The 16,354-nt window shown below is 64.2% G+C and carries 11 protein-coding genes; 1 reads left to right on the top strand and 10 read right to left on the bottom strand.

The genetic code is table 11. The annotated features are described in order from the left end of the window. Nucleotides 1–53: 53 nt before the first annotated feature. The 3 genes from MA04_RS03400 to guaB all read right to left on the bottom strand — a co-directional run bounded on the left by MA04_RS03400 (nt 54) and on the right by guaB (nt 4,835). Entirely contained in the window at nt 54–1,547 is a 1,494-nt protein-coding gene (locus tag MA04_RS03400) for an IS91-like element ISCR2 family transposase (protein ID WP_001120888.1), read from the bottom strand. Nucleotides 1,548–1,658: 111 nt separating this feature from the next. Next, a complete protein-coding gene (guaA, locus tag MA04_RS03395; protein WP_262459432.1) occupies nt 1,659–3,230 on the bottom strand; it encodes a glutamine-hydrolyzing GMP synthase in 1,572 nt (523 codons plus the stop codon). A 135-nt stretch (nt 3,231–3,365) separates the two neighbouring features. Continuing rightward, nucleotides 3,366–4,835, bottom strand: coding sequence for an IMP dehydrogenase (gene guaB / locus MA04_RS03390; protein WP_262459431.1), 1,470 nt, complete (start codon nt 4,833–4,835; stop codon nt 3,366–3,368). Between the two features lie 293 nt (nt 4,836–5,128). On the opposite strand from guaB, the gene xseA reads away from it, so the two are divergent. After that, complete coding sequence (xseA, locus tag MA04_RS03385; protein WP_262459430.1) at nt 5,129–6,481, top strand: exodeoxyribonuclease VII large subunit; 1,353 nt, start codon at nt 5,129–5,131, stop codon at nt 6,479–6,481. On the opposite strand, the gene MA04_RS03380 is transcribed toward xseA, so the two are convergent. The 7 genes from MA04_RS03380 to hisS all read right to left on the bottom strand — a co-directional run bounded on the left by MA04_RS03380 (nt 6,447) and on the right by hisS (nt 16,233). Continuing rightward, nucleotides 6,447–8,333, bottom strand: a complete 1,887-nt coding sequence (locus MA04_RS03380) for an ATP-binding protein (protein WP_262459429.1) — start codon at nt 8,331–8,333, stop codon at nt 6,447–6,449. The genes xseA and MA04_RS03380 overlap by 35 nt on opposite strands. Further along, nucleotides 8,330–9,184 (bottom strand): type 1 periplasmic-binding domain-containing protein, encoded by an 855-nt coding sequence (locus MA04_RS03375; protein WP_163122433.1) that lies wholly within the window; start codon nt 9,182–9,184, stop codon nt 8,330–8,332. Before MA04_RS03375 ends, MA04_RS03380 begins: the two co-directional genes overlap by 4 nt. Nucleotides 9,185–9,278: 94 nt before the next feature. After that, nucleotides 9,279–11,381, bottom strand: a complete 2,103-nt coding sequence (locus MA04_RS03370) for a TonB-dependent receptor plug domain-containing protein (RefSeq protein WP_262459428.1) — start codon at nt 11,379–11,381, stop codon at nt 9,279–9,281. Between the two features lie 101 nt (nt 11,382–11,482). Beyond that, nucleotides 11,483–12,880, bottom strand: coding sequence for a ribosome biogenesis GTPase Der (gene der, locus MA04_RS03365; RefSeq protein ID WP_163122430.1), 1,398 nt, complete (start codon nt 12,878–12,880; stop codon nt 11,483–11,485). 210 nt (nt 12,881–13,090) lie between these two features. Continuing rightward, the gene (gene bamB, locus MA04_RS03360) at nt 13,091–14,287 is read right to left on the bottom strand and encodes an outer membrane protein assembly factor BamB (protein WP_163122427.1); all 1,197 of its coding nucleotides are present in this window, start codon (nt 14,285–14,287) and stop codon (nt 13,091–13,093) included. A 5-nt stretch (nt 14,288–14,292) separates the two neighbouring features. Beyond that, nucleotides 14,293–14,940 (bottom strand): YfgM family protein, encoded by a 648-nt coding sequence (locus MA04_RS03355; protein WP_262459427.1) that lies wholly within the window; start codon nt 14,938–14,940, stop codon nt 14,293–14,295. 12 nt (nt 14,941–14,952) lie between these two features. Further along, nucleotides 14,953–16,233, bottom strand: coding sequence for a histidine--tRNA ligase (gene hisS, locus MA04_RS03350; RefSeq protein ID WP_262459426.1), 1,281 nt, complete (start codon nt 16,231–16,233; stop codon nt 14,953–14,955). Nucleotides 16,234–16,354 lie beyond the last annotated feature (121 nt).

The raw sequence follows: 16,354 nt of genomic DNA, 5'->3' as shown, positions 1-16,354 counted from the left end.
CCGCGGCGCTGTGAACGCAGCATTTTGATTGGTATCGTTGGCCTTCAGGCTCGTCAGTCAAACAGACCCAGGAGCAGCTCAGCCGGTGGCGCCCGGCTTTCGGGTAACGCCCTGGTCCCGCTGGTTTCGGCTTTGTGCTTCAGGTGATCAAGGATCTGCTTGATCACTATAGGGTCTTCAATGCAGGCGATGACTTTCATGGCGCCGCCGCAGCCGCTGCAGGTCTCGATGTCGATATTGAAAACACGCTTGAGCCGTTGCGCCCATGTCATCGACGCTCGCCGTTGTGCTGGTGTTGCCGGTTCATCAGCCACCCTGACCTTGTTGCCCCTGCCCCGTTTTGCCGGCGTGACCAACGCCCGGTGCCGACTGTTGGGTGCGAACACCCCGTGGAAGCGGGTTAGGTTGACTCTGGGCTTCGGTACCAGGGCGGCCAGCCTTGCAATGAAATCCAATGGTTCGAAAATGACGTGCGTGGTGCCGTCCCGGTACGGCGTCTTGAGCTGGTAGCGCACGTTGCCGCCTCGTGTTAACGACAGCCGCTTCTCGGATACCGCCGGGCGGCTGATGTACCGGCACAGCCGTTCGAGCTTCTTGCGTTCATCGGCCCTGGCCGCCACGCCGGCGTGCAGGCTGGACCCGGCTACCTTGCCAATCCCGTCACCGAACGGATCACCACTGGTCGGCAGAGTTTGCAAAGTGAACACCTTTCGCCCCGCCTGTGAACCGACAGCGATACGGTAAGTGATCGAGTGCCCCAGCAGGGGTGTCATCGGGTCGTCATCCACCGCATCCGAGGCCAGATAGCTGTTTTCGACATCCCGTTCCAGCAGGCCTTGCCGTTCCAGATAGCGACCCACCCGGTGGGCGATGGTGTGCGTCAGCTGGGTGAGCTCTGGGCTGGTCGGCGCCTTGACCCAGCGGAAACGCGCTGAGCCGTGGGATTGCTCGACATACACACCGTCGAGAAACAGCATGTGGAAGTGAACATTCAGATTGAGCGCCGATCCAAAACGCTGGATCAGGGTGACCGCGCCCGTCTTGGCCACTTGGTGGGTATGGCCCGCTTTCTTGACCAGGTGCGTGGCAATGACGCGGTAAACGATGCCCAGCACCCACCCCATGATCTCGGGCCGGCTGGCAAACAGGAAACGCAGCTGAAACGGGAAGCTCAACACCCACTGACGCATGGGTTGTTCAGGCAGTACTTCATCAACCAGCAAGGCGGCACTTTCGGCCATCCGCCGCGCCCCACAGCTCGGGCAGAAACCGCGACGCTTACAGCTGAAAGCGACCAGGTGCTCGGCGTGGCAAGACTCGCAGCGAACCCGTAGAAAGCCATGCTCCAGCCGCCCGCATTGGAGAAATTCTTCAAATTCCCGTTGCACATAGCCCGGCAATTCCTTTCCCTGCTCTGCCATAAGCGCAGCGAATGCCGGGTAATACTCGTCAACGATCTGATAGAGAAGGGTTTGCTCGGGTCGGTGGCTCTGGTAACGACCAGTATCCCGATCCCGGCTGGCCGTCCTGGCCGCCACATGAGGCATGTTCCGCGTCCTTGCAATACTGTGTTTACATACAGTCTATCGCTTAGCGGAAAGTTCTTTTACCCTCAGCCGAAATGCCTGCCGTTGCTAGACATTGCCAGCCAGTGCCCGTCACTCCCACTCAATCGTAGCCGGCGGCTTGGACGAGATGTCATACGTCACCCGGCTGATCCCCGGAATCTCGTTAATGATCCGGCTGGAGACCTTCTCCAGGAACTCGTACGGCAGGTGCGCCCAGCGGGCGGTCATGAAGTCGATGGTTTCGACGGCGCGCAGGGCCACGACGTATTCGTAGCGGCGGGCGTCGCCGACGACGCCGACGGATTTGACCGGGAGGAAGACGGCGAAGGCCTGGCTGGTTTTGTGGTAGAGGCCGTCGGCTTTAAGTTCTTCGATGAAGATGTGGTCCGCCAGGCGCAGGGTGTCGGCGTATTCCTTTTTCACTTCGCCGAGGATGCGCACGCCCAGGCCGGGGCCGGGGAAGGGGTGGCGGTAGACCATGTCGTAGGGCAGGCCGAGCTCGAGGCCGATTTTGCGCACTTCGTCCTTGAACAGCTCGCGCAGGGGTTCGACGAGCTTGAGCTTCATGTGCTCGGGAAGGCCGCCCACGTTGTGGTGGGATTTGATCACGTGGGCGCCGCCGGTTTTGGAGGCGGCGGATTCGATCACGTCCGGGTAGATGGTGCCCTGGGCCAGCCAGTTGGCGTTGGTGAGCTTGGCGGCTTCGGCGTCGAAGATGTCGATGAAGGTGTTGCCGATGATTTTGCGTTTCTTCTCCGGGTCGGCTTCGCCGGCCAGGCGGGAGAGGAAGTGGTCTTCGGCGTCCACGCGGATCACGCGCACACCCATGTGGTCGGCGAACATTTCCATGACCTGGTCGCCTTCCTGGTGGCGCAGCAGGCCGTTGTCGACGAACACACAGGTGAGCTGGTCGCCGATCGCCTTATGGAGTAGCGCGGCGACCACGGAGGAGTCAACACCACCGGAGAGGCCGAGGATGACGTCGTCGGTGCCGACCTGCTCTTTGATGGTGGTGATGGCGTCTTCGATGATGTTGGCCGGGGTCCACAGGGCTTCACAGCCGCACAGTTCGCGGATGAAGCGTTCCAACAGGCGGCCGCCTTGCAGGGTGTGGGTGACTTCCGGGTGGAACTGGACGCCGTAGAAGCGTTTTTCGTCGTTGGCCATGCCGGCGATGGGGCAGCTGCCGGTGGTGGCGGTAACGACGAAGCCTTCCGGTACCGCGCCGACGCGGTCGCCGTGGCTCATCCACACGTCCAGGTGCTCCTCGCCGCCTTCTTCGTGATCGACGATGCCGTCCAGCAGGGCGTTGCTTTCGGCTTTGGCGACGCGGGCGTAGCCGAATTCGTGTTTTTCACCGGCCACCACGGCGCCGCCCAGTTGCTCGGCCATGGTTTGCATGCCGTAGCAGATGCCCAGCACCGGCACACCCAGTTCGAACACCGCTTGTGGCGCGCGCGGGGTTTCGGCGGCGGTGACGGATTCCGGGCCACCGGAGAGGATGATGCCTTTGGGGTTGAATTCGGCGATGTCCTCGGCGCTGATATCGAAGGCACGGATTTCGCAGTAGACGCCGATTTCGCGCACGCGGCGGGCGATCAGCTGGGTGTACTGGGAGCCGAAGTCGAGGATCAGGAGGCGCTGGGCATGGATGTCTTGCATGGTCCGTTTCCGGTTAGGGCCGGCGGTTCGGGGCCGGCTTTAAATGCAAAGGCCGGCGGTTGGGCCGGCCAGTCATATCTCAATTGTGGGTAGCGGACACCACTTCGCGGGCAAGCCCGCTCCCACAGAGCCGAATTACCCGACGGGGTAATTCGGCGCTTCTTTGGTAATCGTCACGTCGTGTACATGGCTTTCTTTCATGCCCGCGTTGGTGACCTTGACGAATTCCGGCTTGGTGCGCATTTCGTCGATGCTGGCGCAGCCGGTGTAGCCCATGGAGGCGCGCAGGCCGCCCATCAGTTGGTGGACGATGGCGCTCATCGGGCCTTTGTAGGGTACGCGCCCTTCGATGCCTTCCGGTACCAGTTTCTCGACACCGGCGGCGGCGTCCTGGAAGTAGCGGTCGGAGGAACCGGTGGAGCCGGACATGGCGCCCAGGGAGCCCATGCCGCGGTAGGCTTTGTAGTAGCCGCCCTGGAACAGTTCCACTTCGCCCGGCGCTTCCTCGGTGCCGGCCAGCAGGGAGCCGATCATGATGGCGTGGGCGCCGGCGGCGACGGCCTTGGCGATGTCGCCGGAGAAGCGGATGCCGCCATCGGAGATCAGCGGTACGCCGGTGCCTTCCAGTTCGGCGGCAACGTCGGAGACCGCGGTGATTTGCGGTACGCCGATGCCGGCGACGATACGGGTGGTGCAGATGGAGCCCGGGCCGATGCCCACTTTCACCGCATCGGCGCCGGCTTCCACCAGGGCGCGGGCGGCGGCGGCGGTGGCGATGTTACCGCCGATCACCTGCACGTCCGGGAAGTTCTTTTTGACCCAGGCGACGCGGTCGATGACGCCCTGGGAGTGGCCGTGGGCGGTGTCGACCACGATCACGTCCACGCCGGCTTCCACCAGCGCGGCGACCCGTTCCTCGGTACCGGCGCCGGTGCCGACGGCGGCGCCCACGCGCAGGCGGCCCTGGCTGTCTTTACAGGCGTTGGGGTAGCGGGTGGCTTTCTCGATGTCCTTGACGGTGATCATGCCGCGCAGGGCGCCGGACTCGTTGACCACCAGGATTTTCTCGATGCGATGTTTGTGCAGCAGGCCTTGCACTTCGTCGGCGCTGGCGCCTTCCTTGACCGTCACCAGGCGCTCCTGGCGGGTCATGATGTCGGCCACGTGCTGGTCGTAGTCGGTGATGAAGCGGGTGTCACGGCTGGTGACGATGCCCACCACCTGCTCGCCTTCCACCACCGGCACGCCGGAGATGTTGTTGGCTTCGGTGAGGCGCAGCAGCTCCGCCACGGTGGCGTCCGGGCTGATAGTGATCGGATCCTTCACCACGCCGGATTCGTATTTCTTCACCGCGCGCACCTGACGGGCCTGGTCCTCCAGAGGCATGCTCTTGTGCAGGATACCGATGCCGCCTTCCTGGGCCATGGTAATGGCCAGGCGGTGTTCGGTAACGGTGTCCATGGCGGCGGAGACCAGCGGAATATTCAGTTCGATTTCCCGCGTCAGGCGCGACTTGAGGGACACATCCTTGGGCAGTACATCCGAGTGGGCAGGCAGGAGCAGAACGTCGTCAAACGTCAGGGCTTCTTGGGCAATTCTGAGCATATTGCACCGTGGGAGCTGGGGGAGATTCGGCCTGGCCGAAGATGCCGGGCGGCACCGGACGGTCATGGGGCGCCGCCACGTCAAACCGGACCAAAGGCTCCGTTAAATTAAGCGGGGCATTATACGGTATGGCGGTCCTTCGCGGCAATCGGGGATCGCGGTCCGTCCGCCGCGGGCGAATGCCACAATAATTGACAGATTCAGGGATTGGGAAGATTCGCCTGCGGGCAGGCTCCCACATCCATGGGCCGCGACGCTTGCGGCGGCGGCGGGGGGCGCTTACATTGCGCGGCATGACTTCATCACGCACCGAACCCTATTCCATCAGCCGTCTCAATCTGGAAGCCCAGGGACTGCTGGAAGGCAGTTTCCCGCTGATCTGGTTGCAGGGGGAGCTGTCCAATCTGTCCCGCCCCCGTTCCGGCCATTGGTATTTCAGCCTCAAGGACGACCGCGCCCAGGTGAACGGCGCCATGTTCCGCAATCGCAATCAGTTGCTGCGTTTCCAGCCCCGCGACGGCCAGCAGGTGCTGGTGCGCGCCCGGGTCACGCTGTATGTGCCGCGTGGCGGTTTCCAGCTGGTGGTGGAGCACATGGAAGAGGCCGGCGAAGGGGCGCTGCGGGCCCAGTTCGAGGCGCTCAAGGCGAAACTGGAGGCGGAAGGGCTGTTCGCCAGCGAACGCAAGCGCCCCCTGCCCCGCTGGCCGCGCCGCATCGGCGTGATCACCAGCCCCAGCGGCGCCGCGGTGCGCGATGTGGTGCAGGTGCTGAAACGCCGCTGTCCCGGCATTCCGGTGCTGGTCTACCCGGCGGCGGTACAGGGCGACGAAGCGCCGATGCAACTGTGCCGGGCGTTGGACCTGGCGGTGCGCCGGGCGGATTGCGACGTGCTGGTGATCGGCCGTGGCGGCGGTTCGCTGGAGGATCTGTGGGCGTTCAACGATGAAGCCCTGGTGCGGGCGGTGGCGGCCTGCCCGATTCCCATCGTCTCGGCGGTGGGCCATGAGGTAGATGTGGCGTTGACGGATTTCGCCGCTGATTTGCGCGCGCCCACGCCGTCGGCGGCGGCGGAGCTGGTGAGCCCGGACGGCGAGGCGATTCTGGCGCGGTTGGATCAGTTGCAGCGCCGCCAGCACCGGGCGGTGGCCGGCACGCTGCAATACCGCCGTCAACGGCTGAGCCAGCTGGCCCACCGGCTGCAGTTGCGCCACCCGCAACGGGAGCTGGAACAGCGCCGGCAGCAGGTGGACGAATACCAGGCCCGTCTGCAACGGGCGCTGCAGCACAAGCAGACGCTGCTGCAGGCGCGGCTGGATCGCTTGAAAGGGCGAGTGATGCAGCAGTCCCCGCGTCAGCGGCTGGCGCTGCAGCGGCAACGTCTGCTGGGTCTGCAACGGCGGCTGCCGGTGCCGTTGCTGCACCGGCGCAGCCAGTTGCAGCAGCGGCTCACCGGGCTGGGCCGGCGGCTGCACACCGCCAGTCCGCTGGCGACGCTGGACCGGGGTTATTCGCTGACGCTGGCCGAGGGCCAGCCGCTGCGTTCGGTGAAAACCCTGCGGGAAGGCCAGACCGTGGAATCGCGGCTGGCGGATGGCCGCTTCGAATCCAAAGTCACCCGGCTTCTGCCGTCTTCAGATAACGACTGAGCAACTTCGCCAGCAATTGCCGGCGGTAGGGTTTGGCCAGGTGGTCGTCCATGCCCGAGGCGAGGCAGCGTTCCCGTTCCTCTCCCAGGGCGTTGGCGGTGAGCGCGATGATCGGCACCGGCGAGCGGCCCGCCGCCCGTTCCCAGCGGCGGATCGCCCGGGTCGCTTCCAGGCCGTCCATCACCGGCATTTGCACGTCCATCAACACCACGTCGAAGTTTTCTCCCTGGATGGTGTTGAGCGCGGTTTCGCCGTCGCCGCAGCTGACCACTTCCAGCCCCAGATTTTCCAGCATGCGCGCCGCCACCATGCGGTTGACCAGGTTGTCTTCCACCAGCAGGGCGCGCCCGCGCAAGTGGCCGTCGTCAATGCGTGGGCCGTCGCTGGCCTGTTCCCCGGCGGCCCGGGCACGCACACGCAACCGCAGGGTGAAGCAACTGCCCTCCCCGGCCCGGCTTTTGACGGCCAGATCGCCACCGAGCATTTCCGCCAGGCGCCGGGCGATGGCCAGCCCCAGGCCGGTGCCGCCATAACGGCGTGACGGCGACGCGTCCAGTTGCGAGAAGGCCACGAACAGGCGGTCGCGCTGGGCGTCGGAGATGCCGATGCCGGTGTCGGTGACGGACAGCGACAGGTTCATCAGGCCGTGCTCGTCGGCAGCGGCCTGGATGGTCACCCGCACCCCGCCCTGCTCGGTGAATTTCACCGCGTTGGAGATCAGATTGCTGAGAATCTGCCGTAGCCGCGTGGGGTCGGAATACAGGTCATAGCCTTCCAGTTGCTCCAGCCCTTCCAGCTCCAGGTACAGGCCTTTGTGGCGCGCCACATAGCGGAACGTGCCGATGCAGTTTTCCAGCAGCGGGCCGGGGGCGAAGAAGGTCTGATCGATGTCCATGCGCCCGGCTTCGATGCGCGAGAAATCGAGAATGTCGTTGATCACTTCCAGCAGATGGCCGGTGGATTCCAGCGCCGCCTGGGTGTACTCGCGCTGCTCCTCGTTTTGCCGGGTGGTTTCCAGCAGCTGCAGCATGCCGAGCACGCCATTCATGGGGGTGCGCAGTTCATGGCTCATCATCGCCAGAAAATCGGTTTTCGCCTGGCTGGCCTGCTGCGCGCTGCGATGAGCCTGTCGCAATTCCCCCATGGCCCGTTGCTGATCGGCGCGGGCGCGCTCCAGACCGGAGGCCAGTTCGTTGATGTCCCGTTGCAGGTCCGACAGTTCCCCCTGCAGATGGTGGTCACCGCGAGCGCGGTAATCACCGCCGCGAATCACCCGCACCAGACCGGACAGATAGGACAGCGGCTCAGCGATGCGGCGGGCCAGATAGCCGGCGCTCACCAGGCCCACCATCATCGCCAGTAAGGCCGGCACCAGGCTGGCGGCGAGGATTTCCTTTTGCCGTGCCGCCAGCAGTTCCGGAGCCAGCCCCAGCACCACTTCGCCGACCCGGTCTCCGGGATCCACATAGCGCTCGGTTTCAGAGCCGGACAGCGGCTGCCGATAGATGCCCGCGCGGAATTCCAACAGTCCGCCGCGCCCGTCGCCAGTGGCCCGGCCCTCGCTCAACAACACCTGGCCGGTCTCGTCACGGAACGCCACGTAGTACACGTCCGGGCGTTGCAGCGCCATGTTGGCGTGACGGCGTAGCTCTGAAGTGTTGCCGGAGAGCACGCCGTACTCGACGGCGGCGGCCAGTTGGCGGGCCAGGAAACCACCCAGTTCACGCACTTCGTTGTCGGCGTCCTGCAGGCGCTGCCAGGTGAGTGTCACCAGCACCAGAACCAGCATGATCAGCGCCGGTATCACACCGAGCCAGCGCAACTGCCGGCGAATCCCCCCCTGGGCCATCATGGCTGTTCCTCCCATTTTCGTTGTAACGCCCGGGGTTCCCAAAGCGGCAGGTTATAGGCGCGTGCCACGTACTCATTGACGCTGATGCTGCTGTCCTCGACAAAATCCGGCGACGGCCAGTGCCCTTGTTGCCGCCATTGCTCGAGCCAGCGCAATGTCTGCCGTGCCAGCGCCGGCAAAGAAGAATGAACGCTGGCGACACTGCCGGCGTTAACGAAACCCTGACCAGGGCCGACCACGGGCACGCGTTGGCGGTAGCCGGAGAGTAGAATGAGTTTGGCGGTGCCGGCGTTGAACAGCGTCTCGTCTTCCGGCAGTAACAGCAAATCCCATTGCGGCAAGTGCCTTCTCAACAGCGGCCCGATGCCGGCGGCGGAGGAAACCGGCACCCAATCCAGTTGCAGCGAAGCGGTGGCCGCCGAAGGCAGCGGCTGCCAGGCGCTGTCGGGGCCATACAAAACGCCAACGCGGCTGACACCGGGAAAGAGGATTTCGATCAGGCGCAACTGCTGTTCCAGTGCCACCCCGCTCCAGATCGCGCTGCACTGGCATTCCCGGCGTCTGGCCTCATCGACCACCGCCGGCGGCACCGAAACACCCAGCACCGGCCCGCCCTCTTCCACGGCGCGTCGAAACGGAGCGGCGCCCAACGCCAGGGTAACGTCGGCACCACTTTCCACCAGACTCCAGGGCAATACGGGCGGCACCTGCTCCAGGGCCAGCAGAAAGGCGCCGCGCTGCTGCGGCTGGTCGCTGATCACGCGCACGCGCAGCGGGTCGTCGGCCGCCGCCGACAGGGAATATAACGCGAGGGTTGCGAGCAGAATCCGGGCCTTCCTTGACCAGCGCACGCTCAGTGACCTCCCCGCGGTGCGACACCAATCCGCTCCCCGCCGGTGAAGGCGAAGAGTCGGACGTTATGGAAAAGGCGTCGCTCCGTCATAGTCAGAACCGCAAAGCCAGGGTTAACCAGAACCGTTCATCGGCCCGGTAGCGATTTTCCGCGAACACCACCGGCTCGTTTTCCAGGAAGTGCTGCACCAGCAGGCTGGCCTCCAGGTGGGTGGGGCCCAGGGCACGGCGATAAGCCAGTTGCAGATCCAGGCGTTCGTAAGGGTGATTGTTGTAGTCCCGCGCCAGGTAATAACCGCTGGAAAGCCACCAGTTCCGCAGCGCATGCCATTCCCACAAGGCGCTGCCGCTGTCACGGGCGGCGAAGCGTAATTCCGTGGCACTGTTGCTGCGGGTATGAATGTGGGCACCGCTGAGACGTAGCCAGTGACGCGCGCCGGGCCGCCAGCTGAGCTGCGCTTCGGTGCCTCGATGAGTGACCTTCCCGCTGTTATCGGCGTCGAAGTTGACCGGGCTGATGGAACCGCTGATCAGATCCCAGAGCTCTTCCTGGAAGTAACGCACATCCAGTTCCACGTCACCGAAGTGGCCGTAGTAGCCCCACTCCCGGGAGCGGATGCGCTCCGGTTTGAGATTGCCATCGGCCTGTTCGCTGACGAAGAAGTAGGCCGGGTCCCAACCCAGCCAGTCGGCGGTGCGGTCACCGAAAGGCCCGTTGAGCCGGCTGATCGGCGCGTTGGAATGAGCCTGGTCCTCATAGACGTCCGGCGAGCGCAGGCCGCGGGCGTATACCCAGCGCAAATGGTGTCCGGGCATCAGTCGCCAGGACAGGCCGATGCGTGGTGTGAAGTGTTCACCGTTGAGATCATCGTATTCCCAGTACCCGCCCAGATTGGCGGTGAGCCGGGACAGCGGTTTCAGCGCCAGGTTGGCAAAAGCACGGCGGCTGACGTTATCGGCGGTCCCGCTGAGGTAGGTTTGCGAACTGGCCCGGTCGTAGCGCAGGTTAAGCCCCGCCACCAACCGCGCCCACTGACTGATCTGAATGGTGTCCTGGATCTCCAGATCGTAGCGCTGCTCGCGCACGTCCAGATAGCTGGTGCCACAAAAACGGTCGGCACCGCTGCTCAGCAAGGTGCCATAACGCTGCTGCACTGCCGGGTCATTGGACGCGGCAGCCAGCGTGGCTCCGATGTCGCCGTCGTTGGCCAAGTACAGATCCCGCATTTCCCTGGAGAAAAACAACCCGCCGCCGGCGCCGTGCTGTCCGGTGAGCGGATCGAAGTAGCACATGGTCAGCGGTAATTTTTCATCGGAATACTGGGTGTAACCCGAGACTTTCAGTTGATGCCAGTCGGACAGCTGGCGCTCCCACACCATGCCGGCGAAGGCATTGTCGTCACGCTGTATCGCCAAACGCTGGTAGTCGCCCAGCCCGCGAAGACTGCTTTCCGGTGCCCGTTCCAGTTTCGAACGGCTGCCGCCGAGGTAAAAGCTGAGCACATCGCCGTTATCCAGCTCCCACACTCCGCGACCGTTGACGGTGTTGGCCCGTTTGCCGTCACCATCCTCCATCGGCGGCAGACCGGCGTCGTAGCCATCGTCGCCGCGACTTTCCACGGAGATCCGGAAGGCGCCGTTGCCATGGTGCCAGCCGCTGCTGACGTAGGCGTCACGGATGCCGTTGTTGCCGGCGCGCAGGCGCGCTTCCTGGCCTTCGCTGTCGCGCGGATCGCGGCTGATGATATTGATCACCCCGGAAAAGGCGTTGGCGCCGTAGGCCGCGGCGGCCGGGCCACGAGTGACTTCAATGCGTTCCACATCTTCCAGAGCGATGGCAAGATCGTTCCAGTTGACCCGGGCCAGGCCTGGCCGGTAAACGCTGCGGCCGTCCAGCAACACCAGCATGCGGCGATGATCACGGGCCTGGGTACCGTGATAAGACACCGACGGTACATTGCCGTCGGCCTTGGCCACGCTCATGCCGGGTACCAGCCGCATGACCTGATACAGCTCCCGGGCGCCGCTGGCGCGGATCATGTCCTGGGTGATGATGGTGACGCTGGCGGGGACTTCGGAGAGAGGCTGATCGAGGCGGGCCGGGGTCAGCACCCGGGGAATATCCGGGCCGGCCATTTCCTGGGCATGGCTCAGCCCCACCGTACTAGCCAGTACGGCGGCGGACCAGAGCCGCATTCCACAGTGGTATCGCACCCCGTGCTTCCCCCCCCGCTTGATCCAGAACGCTGCCGTCCCCACGACGGCAGCGTCCTCCGTTTTTTCTATCAGAATCCGAGTTATTTCTTGATGTGCTTCATCATGCGCCGACGACGGCGGATTTGCCGATCGGTCAGCGGGTTCTTGCGCCCCTCGTAGGGGTTGTCGCCGGATTTCAGCTCCAGCCGGATCGGCGATCCCTCGATTTTCAGCAGTTCCCGGAACCGGTTCTCCAGATAACGCCGGTAACTGACGGGCAATGAATCAGTACGGTTACCGTGAATCACCACCACCGGCGGGTTCGAGCCGCCCAGGTGCGCATACCGCAGCTTGGCGCGAAAACGGCCGCTGCGGGGCGGCGGATGGGCATGGGTGATGTCTTCCAGCATGCGCGTCAGGGCATTGCTGCCAATCTTGATGAAAGCGGAATCCCAGGCCCGCTCCACCAGACCGAACAGGTCGCCAACGCCAGTGCCATGCAGGGCGGAGATGAATTTTATTTTGGCCCAGGGCACGAATTGCAGGCGGCGATCCAGTTGCTGCTTGACCCAGTCCTTGTGATCGCTTTCCAGGCCATCCCACTTGTTCATGGCGATCACCAGGGCGCGGCCGGCTTCCAGCACATAGCCCAACAGGTGCAGATCCTGGTCACTGATGCCGTCACGGGCATCCACCACCAGCAACACCACCTGAGCGGCGTCCACCGCCTGCAGCGCCTTGATCACGGAGAATTTTTCGATGGTCTCGTGGACTTTGCCCCGGCGGCGCACCCCGGCGGTGTCGATCAGCACATAAGGCCGGCCATTGCGTTCGAACGGCACTTCGATGGAGTCCCGGGTGGTGCCGGCCTGATCGAACACCACCACCCGCTCTTCACCGAGAATACGGTTGATCAGCGTGGATTTGCCCACATTGGGGCGGCCCAGCACCGCCACCCGCACGGTGTCCGGATCTTCCGGTTCTTCCTCTTCACCGGTTTCTTCCGGCTCGGGGAAGACGGCCAGTACCTCTTCCATCAGCGCGCGTACGCCACGCCCGTGGGCGGCGGCGATGGGCAGCACCTGGGTCAGCCCCAGAGCGTAGAAATCCGCCATGGCGGAATCCGGGTCCAGGCCATCGGTCTTGTTCACCACCAGGAACACCGGCTTGGGCAGCTTGCGCAACTCCGAGGCCACCTGTTGATCGGCGGCGGTCAGTCCGGCGCGGCCATCCACCAGGAACAGCACGGCGTCCGCTTCGCCCACGGCAAGCAGGGCCTGATCGGTCATCGGCCGGTCTATGCCCTCCTCGCTTTCGCCGATACCGCCGGTATCGACCACGATATAGGGCCGATCGCCCATGCGGCCGTCCCCGTACTTGCGGTCACGGGTGAGCCCGGGAAAATCCGCCACCAGGGCGTCCCGGGTACGGGTGAGGCGATTGAACAGGGTGGACTTGCCCACATTGGGGCGGCCCACCAGGGCGATAACCGGTTTCATGCGGCACTCTGACGGTATATTGGGGCGCTATGGTATTAACTTAGCGGGAAAGTTGCCAAATTAATCGGCAATGGCTGGGACGATGGTGTCGGAATGGCTTCGCCTTTCCTCAAACGCACCCTCTCCCCTCAAGGGAGAGGGGACCGAATAGAAAGGTCTGTCTTGTCTCCCCTCTCCCTTGAGGGGAGAGGGTGAAAAGAGCGTCCCGGATCAGTCCCGGGCTTCCAGGCGGTAGGCGGCCAGACGGCCCTCACTGCCAAGCACGTAGATGACGTCGTCGTGGCGGATCGGCGCGGACACAATGGGCTTGCCGCGATGGCGATAGCGGGCCACCAGCTTGCCGTCACTCTGATCCATCCAGTGCAGATAGCCTTCGTAGTCACCGACCACCACCAGGTCGTCCTGCACCGCGGTGCCGGTGAGGCGGCGGCCATAGAGCTTGTCCTGCTGCCACAGGAAGGTGCCGCTGCGCTGGTCGACGCCGCGCACCAGGCCCTGGTCATCACTGACGAACAGCGTGCCCAGATCGGAACTGAGGCGCTGGTGGCTGGAAATGTCCTTGGCCCAGTAGGGGCGGCCGTTTTCCCAGTCCAGCACCGCCACTTTGCCCTGGAACGTGGCGGTGAACACGCCGCCGTTCTCCACGATCAGACTGGTATTGATGTCCACCAGACGGTCCAGTTCGGAACGGCCGGTGGACTCGGCCACCCGGCGCTCCCAGATCGGCGAACCGGTCTGTTCGTCCAGGCACACCACCTTGCCGCCGGAAAACGCCGCGTAGACACGCCCGGCGGTGACCACCGGCTGTGTGCCGCCCAGCAGAATCAGATTGGGAATGGCGGTCTCGTATTCCCAGCGCGGCTCGCCGGTTTCACTATCGAGCGCCTGGATACGGCCGTCGATGGTCTGGTACAGCGCCAGGGAGCCGGTGCTGGTGGGCGCGGAAAGGATCTCGCTGCTTAACTGGCGGCGCCACAATTCGCTGCCGTCCTCGGCGGACAGCGCCACCGCTTCGCCTTCCCGGGTGCCGTAGTACACCTTGCCGTAGCCGGCGAAGAGACCGCCGGAGATGCGATCCTCGGTCTTTTTACGCCATTGCCGGTCGCCGTCTTCGCGATTGAACGCGTAGACCTGACCATGAACGTCGGCGGCGAACACCTGCTGGCTGGTCACCGCCGGGCTCAGTTTCATCGAGGTCTCGTCCATGCCGTCGCCGGCATTGGCTTTCCACAGCCGTTTGACCTTGTAGGCACTGTCGAAGTCCGGCAGATCATTGGGCTCGATGGCGTTGGGGTTGCTGCTGCATCCGGTCAGCACCAGCGCGCCCGCCACCAGGGCCACCAGGCCACGCGTGGTGAGGGAGCGGCGCAGACCGCCGGAGGCTTGGGAGGCTTTAAGAGGCTGCATAAATCTCACGATTGACGGTTCAGGTCATCCAGTTTCATTTGCACGCGGTCACTTCCCCCCTGGCCGCCCATGGCTTCCAGTGCGGAAGCATAAGCGTCCCGTGCTTCGTCCCATTGCTGCCTGGCCTTGGCGACGTCGCCTTTGAGTTCCAGGGCCTGCCCTTGCATGGACTCGGGCCAGGTACGGCCCAATTCCTTGCCGGCGGCATCCAGCTCGTTCTGGGCGATCAGCACGCGCACCAGGCGTAAACGGGCCACGTGTTCCAGTTCCTTGGTGGCGGGTTTGTCCACCACCAGACGCAGTTGGCTGGCGGCCTCGTCCAGATCACCGTCCTGCACCGCCAGTTTGGCCAGTGCCAGATGGGCGTAACCGGCGTAGCTGCCGCCGGCGAACTGGTCGATCAACGCCGCGGCGTTGGTTTTCACCGCGTCGGCATTGCCGTCGCCGGCGCCCGTCGGCATCGCGCCGATCATCTTCTCGTACAGGCCGGAGGCCTTGCCGGCTTCAACGCTTTGATGCTGCTGCCATTGCCGCCAGCCGATCATGGAACCCACCGCCAGTACGATCACCACTACCGTGGCCACGCCGTTTTTCTGCCACCAGTTGCGCAGACGCTCGGCTTGTTCTTCTTCGTCACGGATGTAATCGGCCACCCCTGTTTCTCCTTACGCTTGTGATCTTGCGAGACGTTCGGCCAGCCAGTCGGCCAGGTCGGTCTCGGGCAATTGCTGTTGTTCCGCGTCTTCACGCAGCGGTTTCACCGCCACTTCCCCGCGCGCCACTTCGTCCTCGCCGAGGATCAGCGCGTAGCGGGCGCCGCTGCGGTCGGCTTTTTTCATCTGGCTCTTGAAGCTGCCGCCACCACAGTGGGTGACGATACCGACGCCGGGGAACCGGTCCCGCAGGCGCTCGGCCAGGGCCAGAGCCTGGGACTGCACTTCGCCCATGGCAGCAATATAGAGTGCCACCGGCGCCGGCAGTTCCGGGTTTTGTTGTTCCAGCAGCAGAATCAGCCGCTCCAGCCCCATGGCGAAGCCCACCGCCGGGGTCGGCTTGCCGCCCAGTTGCGCCACCAGGCCGTCGTAACGGCCGCCGGCACACACCGTGCCCTGGGCGCCCAGAGCCTGGGTGGTCCATTCGAATACGGTTTTGCCGTAATAGTCCAGCCCGCGCACCAAATAAGGGTTGAGGCGGTATTCGATCCCGGCGGCCTCGAGCAACGCACACAGCTTGCTGAAGTGCTCACGGGCATCGTGGTTAAGAAATTCTTCCAGCCGCGGCGCCTGTTCCAGCACTTCACGGGTGCCGGCGTCCTTGCTGTCGAGCACGCGCAGCGGATTGCGTTCCAGCCGGCGGCGGGAGTCGTCATCCAGGCGCTCGCTGTGTTCGCGCAGGTAGGCCACCAGGGCATCACGGTAGCGGGCGCGGTCTTCGGCGTCTCCCAGGGAATTCAGTTCCAGGGTGACCTGATCGGATAAGCCCAGGGCTTTCCACAGGCGCGCGGAGAGCAGAATCACCTCGGCGTCGATGTCCGGTCCGTCCATGCCGAAGGTTTCCACGCCGATCTGGTGGAACTGGCGATAGCGGCCAGCCTGCGGCCGCTCATGGCGGAACATGGGCCCGGCGTACCAAAGCCGCTGGGTCTGGTTGTAGAGCAGACCGTGCTCCTCGGCGGCGCGCACGCAGCTGGCGGTGCCTTCCGGACGCAGGGTCAGGCTGTCGCCGTTGCGGTCCTCGAAGGTGTACATCTCCTTCTCGACAATATCGGTGACTTCACCGATACCGCGCTTGAACAGATCGGTCTGCTCCAGGATCGGCGTGCGGATCTCCTGGTAGCCATAGGCCGCCAGCACCCCGCGCACTTTATCTTCCAGCCACTGCCACAGCGGCGTCTGCTGCGGCAGGATGTCGTTCATCCCGCGAATGGAGGTGATCTTCTTACCCACCGGTTCTCCTTGTTAACGCTCGACGCCCGACGCTGCACGCCCGACGCTTGAAACCTGACCGGAAACAACAAACGCCGGAGACTTGCCGCTTTTCGGCGTCAAGCGTCCGGCGTTCGGCATC

The sequence above is a fragment of the Alloalcanivorax balearicus MACL04 genome, from assembly GCF_025532145.1.
Lineage (GTDB): Bacteria > Pseudomonadota > Gammaproteobacteria > Pseudomonadales > Alcanivoracaceae > Alloalcanivorax > Alloalcanivorax balearicus.
The sequence above is the reverse complement of the archived record's forward strand: the minus strand, read 5'-3'. Positions and strand labels throughout refer to the sequence as shown.

What these genes read in the sequence shown, in the direction of transcription:
- MA04_RS03400 (WP_001120888.1), bottom strand. Translation starts at nt 1,547, where the DNA reads ATGCCTCATGTGGCGGCCAGGACGGCCAGCCGGGATCGGGATACTGGT.
- guaA (WP_262459432.1), bottom strand. Translation starts at nt 3,230, where the DNA reads ATGCAAGACATCCATGCCCAGCGCCTCCTGATCCTCGACTTCGGCTCC.
- guaB (WP_262459431.1), bottom strand. Translation starts at nt 4,835, where the DNA reads ATGCTCAGAATTGCCCAAGAAGCCCTGACGTTTGACGACGTTCTGCTC.
- xseA (WP_262459430.1), top strand. Translation starts at nt 5,129, where the DNA reads ATGACTTCATCACGCACCGAACCCTATTCCATCAGCCGTCTCAATCTG.
- MA04_RS03380 (WP_262459429.1), bottom strand. Translation starts at nt 8,333, where the DNA reads ATGATGGCCCAGGGGGGGATTCGCCGGCAGTTGCGCTGGCTCGGTGTG.
- MA04_RS03370 (WP_262459428.1), bottom strand. Translation starts at nt 11,381, where the DNA reads ATGCGGCTCTGGTCCGCCGCCGTACTGGCTAGTACGGTGGGGCTGAGC.
- der (WP_163122430.1), bottom strand. Translation starts at nt 12,880, where the DNA reads ATGAAACCGGTTATCGCCCTGGTGGGCCGCCCCAATGTGGGCAAGTCC.
- bamB (WP_163122427.1), bottom strand. Translation starts at nt 14,287, where the DNA reads ATGCAGCCTCTTAAAGCCTCCCAAGCCTCCGGCGGTCTGCGCCGCTCC.